The sequence below is a fragment of the Mesorhizobium sp. genome (assembly GCF_017306585.1).
Lineage (GTDB): Bacteria > Pseudomonadota > Alphaproteobacteria > Rhizobiales > Rhizobiaceae > Mesorhizobium.
Map to the genome: position 1 here is coordinate 23918 of NZ_JAFKIC010000182.1, position 6615 is coordinate 30532.

Sequence of the window (6615 nt, forward strand, 5' to 3'; positions counted from 1 at the left end):
ATAGCGGAAATCTTCTTAAAATGAGTTTCCGCGAATGCATCCAATTTTACTGGAGAGGATTATTTCTTTACTGGAAAGAACCTGCCGCCTGCTTCCCCAGCGGCATCCCGGCGCGCGCGCCTCCTCAGTCGCGAGCGCCATCCGTCTGCTTCAACTCCTCGAGGGCCGGCATCGAAACGATGTGATAGCCGGAATCGACATAGTGGATTTCGCCAGTGACGCCGGAGGCAAGATCGGAGAGCAGATAAAGTGCTGAGCCGCCGACCTCGTCGATGGTCACGGTGCGGCGCAGCGGCGAGTTGCGCTGCTGGTAGGAGAACATGTGGCGGGCGTCGGAAATACCGGCGCCGGCAAGGGTGCGCACCGGTCCCGCCGAAATGCCGTTCACCCTGATGCCGCGCGGACCGTAGTCGTTGGCGAGGTAGCGCACGCTGGCCTCCAGCCCGGCCTTGGCGACGCCCATGACATTGTAGTTCGGCATGACTCGAACCGAACCGGCATAGGTCAGCGTGATGATCGAGCCGCCATCCCTCATCAAAGGCGCCGCGTTGCGGGTGACCTCCGTGAAGGAATAGCAGGAGATCACCATTGTGCGGATGAAATTGTCCCGGCTGGTGTCGGCGTAAAGGCCTTTCAGCTCGTTCTTGTCGGAGAACCCGATCGCATGGACGACGAAGTCCAGCCCGCCCCAGGCCTTGCCCAGCGTCTCGAACGTGGCGGCCACCGAAGCGCTGTCCTCGACATCGCAGGGAACGACCAGCGAGGCGCCAAGCTTGTCGGCGAGCGGCTTGACCCGCCGGCCGAAGGCTTCGCCTTGGTAACTGAAGGCCAGTTCAGCCCCGTGCTCGGACAATTTCTTGGCGATGCCCCAGGCAATGGAATGGTCGTTGGCAACACCCATGACAAGCCCGCGCTTGCCCTTCATCAATCCGTCCATGGCCGGTAATCCTTGTGTAAAAAGTTGGCCTTATGCGGAGTAGCGCTGGAAAACGAGCGTTGCGTTGGTGCCGCCGAAACCGAAGGAATTCGACAGCACCGTGTCGATCTTGGCGTTGTCGATGCGCTTGCGCACGATCGGCATGCCTTCGAACTCGGGGTCGAGCGTCTCGATATGGGCGCTTTCGCCGATGAAGCCGCCTTGCATCATCAGGATCGAATAGATGGATTCCTGCACGCCCGCCGCGCCCAGCGAATGGCCGGTCAGCGACTTGGTCGAGGTGATGAACGGCATCTTCTCGCCGAACACTTCGCGGATGGCGCCCATTTCCTTGGAATCGCCCACCGGGGTGGATGTGCCGTGGGTGTTGATGTAGTCGACCGGCGTGGACACCGTGGACAGCGCCTGACGCATGCAGCGGATAGCGCCTTCGCCCGACGGCGCAACCATGTCGTAGCCGTCCGACGTCGCGCCGTAGCCGACGATCTCGGCGTAGATCTTGGCGCCGCGCGCCTTGGCATGTTCCAGCTCTTCCAGCACCAGCACGCCGGCGCCTCCGGCAATGACGAAGCCGTCGCGACTGGCGTCGTATGCGCGTGAAGCGGTCGATGCCTTGTCATTGTATTTCGACGACATGGCGCCCATGGCGTCGAACAGGTCCGACATCGTCCAGTCGAGATCCTCATGGCCGCCGGCGAACACGATGTCCTGCTTGCCCCACTGGATCAGCTCATAGCCATTGCCGATGCAATGCGCCGAGGTCGAGCAGGCCGAGGAGATCGAATAGTTGACGCCGTGGATCTTGAACCAGGTGGCAAGCGTCGCCGAGGCGGTCGAGGACATTGCCTTCGGCACCGCGAACGGGCCGATGCGTTTGGGGCTGTTGTTTTTCAGCGTGGTTTCGGCCGCTTCCACGATGGTGCGGGTGGATGGACCGCCCGAGCCCATCACGATGCCCGTGCGCTCATTGGTGACGTCGCTTTCGGCAAGGCCGGCATCGGCGATCGCCTGGTCCATGGCGACATGGTTCCACGCGGCGCCCTGCGAGAGGAAGCGCATGGCGCGGCGGTCGATCATCGGCGTCGGGTCGAGCGTCGGCGCGCCCCAGACCTGGCATCGGAAGCCATGCTCGGCAAAGGAATCGGAAAAGCTGATGCCGGATCTGGCGTCGTGCAACGAGGTCTGCACCTCGTTGGCATTGTTGCCGATCGACGACACGATGCCGAGGCCAGTGACTACGACACGTCTCATTCGCAACTCCTTCCAGGAATACTGGCCAACGGGCCGGCCAGGGCTGCGGTCAAGCGACCGCCGACTGCTTGGACAGACCGACCTTCAGGTCCGTCGCCGCATATATGGGCTCGCCATCGGCCTTCATCCAGCCGTCGGCGATGCCCAGCACCAAGCGGCCGCGCATCACGCGCTTGAAATCCACGCCATACTCGACCTTCTTCACCGACGGCGTCACCATGCCCTTGAACTTGACCTCGCCGGTCGACAGCGCCATGCCCTTGCCCGGTTCGCCGAGCCAGCCGAGATAGAAGCCGGTCAATTGCCACAAGGCGTCGAGGCCCAGACACCCCGGCATGATCGGGTTGCCGATGAAATGGCAGGCAAAGAACCACAGGTCCGGCTTGATGTCGAACTCGGCGCGGATGAAACCCTTGTCGAAGGCGCCGCCCGTCTCGCTGATCTCGGTGATCCGGTCGAACATCAGCATCGGCGGATAGGGCAACTGTGCATTACCCTCTCCGAACAGCTCGCCGCGGGCGCAGGCCAGCAATTCGTCATAGTCGTAGCTGGATTTCGAACCCGCCATCAATCTTTCCCCATATCGTCCCGGGCGGTAGCGCGCCCTTGTCGTTGGTGTCCTAACACAATCTGTTTCAGGCCGGAAACCGGCGTTTGCGCTTAACCCGCCAGTCTGCCGGGGTCAATGCGCGCTATTGATCGCATTCGGTCGACAGAATATATGTCAGGAGGGGTCCGGTTTCGGCAGACATTCATCTTTTTGCCATTCTGGGCGTGTCTTGAGGCGGAACTGTGAGCTTGGACGACCAGATGGACCGGGGCTGCCGGAAGGAAAATGTCGCTGTGGACAAGCGTGTACGTGACGCCGGCCTGAGGCCGACGCGTCAGCGCATCGCGCTTGCCGACCTGCTTTTTGCCAAGGGCGACCGCCATTTGTCGGCTGAGGAACTGCACGAGGAGGCGCTGGCCGCCGGCGTGCCGGTATCGCTCGCCACCGTCTACAACGCGCTTCACCAGTTCACCCAGGCGGGGCTGCTGCGCATTCTCGCCGTCGAGGGCGCCAAAACTTATTTCGACACCAACACGTCCGACCACCACCATTTCTACATCGAAGGCGAGAATCGGATTTTCGACATCGCCAATGGCCCGGTCACGGTTACCAACCTGCCGGATCCGCCCGAGGGGATGGAAATCGCCAATGTCGATATCGTCGTGAGGCTGCGCCCCAAGCGCCAGGAATAGCCGCAGGGGCATGAAACCCCTCGGCTGGATAGTCCGGATCGAATGGGCAGTCCTGGCTGCCGCTGCTATCGTCTTCTACAGTTCTGTCGGCGTGTCGTGGTGGCTGTTCGCCTTGCTGATCCTTGCGCCGGACCTGTCGATGTTTGGATACCTCGCCGGGCCGCGCATCGGCGCCATTGCCTACAATGCCCTGCACATCCTGATCGTGCCGGTGCTGCTGTTGCTTCTCGGCCATCTGTCCGGCAACGCGGCCGCCATCGCTGTCGCATTGATCTGGATCGCGCACATCGCCGTCGACCGCGCGCTGGGCTATGGCCTCAAACTGTCGACCGGCTTCCAGGATACCCATCTCGGCCGCATCGGCCGTTGACCCGCAATCGCCAAGCCCTGGCTCGAACGGTCCGGGGCGGGCAGGGAATCAGTCCTTGACCCGCTCGCCGGGATAAGCGCCCCAGACCGTCGACTGGGCGAGCCAGCCGGTATGGCCGTCGAGCGTCATTTCGCACCACTGGCCGTCGCAGGCCTTGATCGTGCCCATCACGCCCGGCTCGATGATCGCCACGACCCTGGAGTCCTTGTCCGGGCTTTTCATGAGATTGATCTGGCCGCCCTTGCCGCGCTGCCAGGGAGCGACGATGGCGGTGCGCCGGCCTGAAAGCATCGACTGGTTGATCCAGCCTTCCGAACCGTCCGCATCGCGGACGCGGCGCCACGTGTCGAATTCCTGGATGACCTCCATCGGCAGGCCGGCCTTCACATACATCCAGTTGACGGAGTAGTTGGCGCCGGGACCGACGCGCGAGTTGACGCGCGCCGGCTTCAGGCTGACGAATCGCGGCAGCGGCAGCCCGCTCGGTCCGAGCGTGACGACGCCCTGGGCGGGCGCGGCCGCGCTCTGCGCGCCGGCAAGCGGAGAATAAAGGAGAGCGCCAAGAAATGCCGCGCTGAGGCTCAGGCGAAGCGACGCGAAACCAGACACTTTCGTTCCTTTCGACGCCGGCCCGATGGCTGCGGCGCCCCTTTTTCTTTGTCTTCGGCGGCACCGCTTGTTACATGGGTAATTCGGCTACCGCGACCGGCTTTCAGTTTCGCCGCTCTTGGTTAAAGAGGTCTCAACGAGGGAAACAATGGCAGGCAAAAAGAAGCCTCTCGTGGTCATCACGCGAAAGCTGCCCGACCCGGTCGAGACCCGCATGCGCGAGCTTTTCGACGCGAGGCTGAATGTCGAGGACAGGCCGATGACGCAGCCGGAGCTTGTCGCCGCGGTCAAGGAAGCCGACGTCCTGGTGCCGACCGTTACCGATCAGATCGATGCAGCACTCATCGCTCAGGCCGGCGACAATCTCAAACTGATCGCCAATTTCGGCAATGGCGTCGACAAGATCGACGTCGCGGCCGCGGCCAAGAAGGGCATCACCGTCACCAACACGCCCAACGTGCTCACCGAAGACACCGCCGACATGACCATGGCGCTGATGCTGGCGGTGCCGCGCCGTCTGGCGGAAGGCGCCAACGTGCTTACCGGCGACAAGAAATGGGCCGGCTGGTCGCCGACCTGGATGCTTGGCCGGCGCATCTGGGGCAAGCGGCTGGGCATTGTCGGCATGGGCCGCATCGGCACCGCCGTCGCCCGCCGCGCCAAGGCCTTCGGCCTTTCCATCCACTATCACAACCGGCATCGCGTGCTGCCGGCTGTCGAGGACGGGCTGGAAGCGACCTATTGGGAGAGCCTCGACCAGATGCTGGCCCGCATGGACATCATCTCGGTTAATTGTCCGTCGACCCCCGCCACCTTCCATCTTCTGTCGGCGCGGCGGCTGGCATTGCTTCAGCCTACGTCCTATGTCGTCAACACCGCGCGCGGCGACATCATCGACGAAGAGGCGCTGGTCAAGCTGATCCAGGACGGCAAGATCGCAGGCGCCGGCCTCGACGTCTACGAGCATGAGCCGGCGCTGAACGGCAAGCTCCTCAAGCTCGCCGCCAGAAACAAGGTCGTGCTTCTGCCGCATATGGGCTCGGCCACCCTCGAAGGCCGCATCGACATGGGCGAGAAGGTCATCATCAATATCAGGGCCTTCGTCGACGGCCACCGTCCCCCTGACCGTGTGCTGCCACTCAGAACCTGATGCCCGTGATCTAGGGCGTAAGCAAAAACTTACGAAATAGTCTTGCGCATGGTAATGGACGTTGGGCTGACGTAGCCCTCATGCGCTGTCCGGTCCGTCTCGTGAAAGCCGAGGCGGGCAAAGGCGGCATGATTTGCGGTAAGCTCGATGCGGGTCTCGAGTTCCAGCACCGCCCTGCCGCGGCTGAGCGCAAGAATTTCGACCGCCCGCATCAACTTGCGGCCAATGCCCTGGCCCTGGCTGTCGGGAGCAACGGCGAGCTTGCCGATATAGACGTCATCAGTCCGTTCGAGGGCAAAGACGCAGCCTACGATCCTGTCGCCGTCGAATGCCAGGAAACCGGTCTCCCGCCGGGCCTTGGCGCGCAGCGCATCGACGGTCAGCAGGTGAGCCGAGGACGGCGGGTCGATGACGCCGTCCATGAAGGCGAAGGCCCGCATGATCAGGGCAAGCACCTCATCCCAGCGGCTGAAATCGGCCGGAATCCCTGCGATCGAGACATCGGACCGTTCCAAGATCAGCGTCTCTTGTAGCGGATGGTTTCGAAGCGCGCGGCGAGCGCATCGTAGAGCAGCAGCCTGCCGATCAGCGGCTCGCCGATGCCGGTGATCAGCTTGATCGCCTCCATCGCCTGCAGTGTGCCGATGACGCCGGTCAGCGCGCCAAGCACGCCCGCTTCGGCACAGGAAGGCACCAGGCCCGGCGGCGGCGCTTCCGGGAAAAGGTCGCGGTAGCCCGGGTTCGGCTTGCCGTCCCCGCCCGTCTCGAATGGCTTGAGAACGGTCACCGAGCCGTCGAAACGCCCGACGGCCGCATGCACCAGCGGTTTCCGCTCGACCGCGCAGGCGTCCGCAACGACATAGCGCGTGTCGAAATTGTCGGACCCGTCGACCACGACGTCGTAGCGCGCAACAAGGGCAGCGGCATTGTCCGAAGTCAGCCTGAATGCCTGGGTTTCCACCGCGACATTAGGATTGATGCGCGCGATTGTCGTCCTGGCGCTGTCTGTCTTCAGCATTCCGATACTGTCGGTGCCGTGAATGACCTGCCGCTGCA

General features: G+C 63.0%; 9 protein-coding genes. 3 read left to right on the forward strand and 6 right to left on the reverse strand.

Translation table 11 applies throughout. From position 1 onward, the window contains the following. Positions 1–124: 124 nt before the first annotated feature. The 3 genes from fabI to fabA are packed head-to-tail and all read right to left on the reverse strand — an operon-like array spanning position 125 to position 2756. Positions 125–937, reverse strand: a complete 813-nt coding sequence (fabI, locus tag J0I79_RS21980) for an enoyl-ACP reductase FabI (protein ID WP_292863867.1) — start codon at positions 935–937, stop codon at positions 125–127. A 30-nt stretch (positions 938–967) separates the two neighbouring features. Further along, positions 968–2188, reverse strand: coding sequence for a beta-ketoacyl-ACP synthase I (gene fabB, locus J0I79_RS21985; protein WP_292863869.1), 1221 nt, complete (start codon positions 2186–2188; stop codon positions 968–970). A 49-nt stretch (positions 2189–2237) separates the two neighbouring features. Continuing rightward, positions 2238–2756 carry a 3-hydroxyacyl-[acyl-carrier-protein] dehydratase FabA gene (gene fabA / locus J0I79_RS21990; protein WP_137929425.1) on the reverse strand — a complete coding sequence of 173 codons (519 nt, stop codon included), beginning with the start codon at positions 2754–2756 and terminating at the stop codon, positions 2238–2240. A gap of 242 nt (positions 2757–2998) precedes the next feature. Between fabA and irrA the strand changes: the two genes are divergently transcribed. Together irrA and J0I79_RS22000 are read left to right on the forward strand one after the other, a co-directional pair. Further along, positions 2999–3430 (forward strand): iron response transcriptional regulator IrrA, encoded by a 432-nt coding sequence (gene irrA / locus J0I79_RS21995; protein ID WP_292863892.1) that lies wholly within the window; start codon positions 2999–3001, stop codon positions 3428–3430. A 10-nt stretch (positions 3431–3440) separates the two neighbouring features. Continuing rightward, positions 3441–3800: a DUF4260 domain-containing protein gene (locus tag J0I79_RS22000; protein WP_292863872.1), complete on the forward strand. Its 360-nt coding sequence runs from the start codon at positions 3441–3443 to the stop codon at positions 3798–3800. A gap of 48 nt (positions 3801–3848) precedes the next feature. Here the strand turns inward: J0I79_RS22000 and J0I79_RS22005 are convergent, their stop codons facing one another. Next, positions 3849–4409, reverse strand: a complete 561-nt coding sequence (locus J0I79_RS22005) for an SH3 domain-containing protein (RefSeq protein ID WP_292863874.1) — start codon at positions 4407–4409, stop codon at positions 3849–3851. Positions 4410–4557: 148 nt separating this feature from the next. Here J0I79_RS22005 and J0I79_RS22010 point away from each other — a divergent pair, with 148 nt between their 5' ends. Then, entirely contained in the window at positions 4558–5559 is a 1002-nt protein-coding gene (locus J0I79_RS22010) for a D-glycerate dehydrogenase (RefSeq protein WP_292863877.1), read from the forward strand. 29 nt (positions 5560–5588) lie between these two features. Here J0I79_RS22010 and J0I79_RS22015 read toward each other — a convergent pair whose 3' ends face one another. Then, positions 5589–6074, reverse strand: coding sequence for a GNAT family N-acetyltransferase (locus J0I79_RS22015; protein ID WP_292863880.1), 486 nt, complete (start codon positions 6072–6074; stop codon positions 5589–5591). A gap of 2 nt (positions 6075–6076) precedes the next feature. Next, positions 6077–6615 (reverse strand): ThiF family adenylyltransferase (locus tag J0I79_RS22020; RefSeq protein ID WP_292863883.1); only part of this gene is annotated, 539 nt, incomplete at its 5' end.

Bases quoted from the DNA above. Each gene is read 5' to 3' on its own strand.
- irrA (WP_292863892.1), top strand. From the start codon at position 2,999: ATGGACCGGGGCTGCCGGAAGGAAAATGTCGCTGTGGACAAGCGTGTA.
- fabB (WP_292863869.1), bottom strand. From the start codon at position 2,188: ATGAGACGTGTCGTAGTCACTGGCCTCGGCATCGTGTCGTCGATCGGC.
- J0I79_RS22000 (WP_292863872.1), top strand. From the start codon at position 3,441: ATGAAACCCCTCGGCTGGATAGTCCGGATCGAATGGGCAGTCCTGGCT.
- J0I79_RS22010 (WP_292863877.1), top strand. From the start codon at position 4,558: ATGGCAGGCAAAAAGAAGCCTCTCGTGGTCATCACGCGAAAGCTGCCC.
- fabA (WP_137929425.1), bottom strand. From the start codon at position 2,756: ATGGCGGGTTCGAAATCCAGCTACGACTATGACGAATTGCTGGCCTGC.
- fabI (WP_292863867.1), bottom strand. From the start codon at position 937: ATGGACGGATTGATGAAGGGCAAGCGCGGGCTTGTCATGGGTGTTGCC.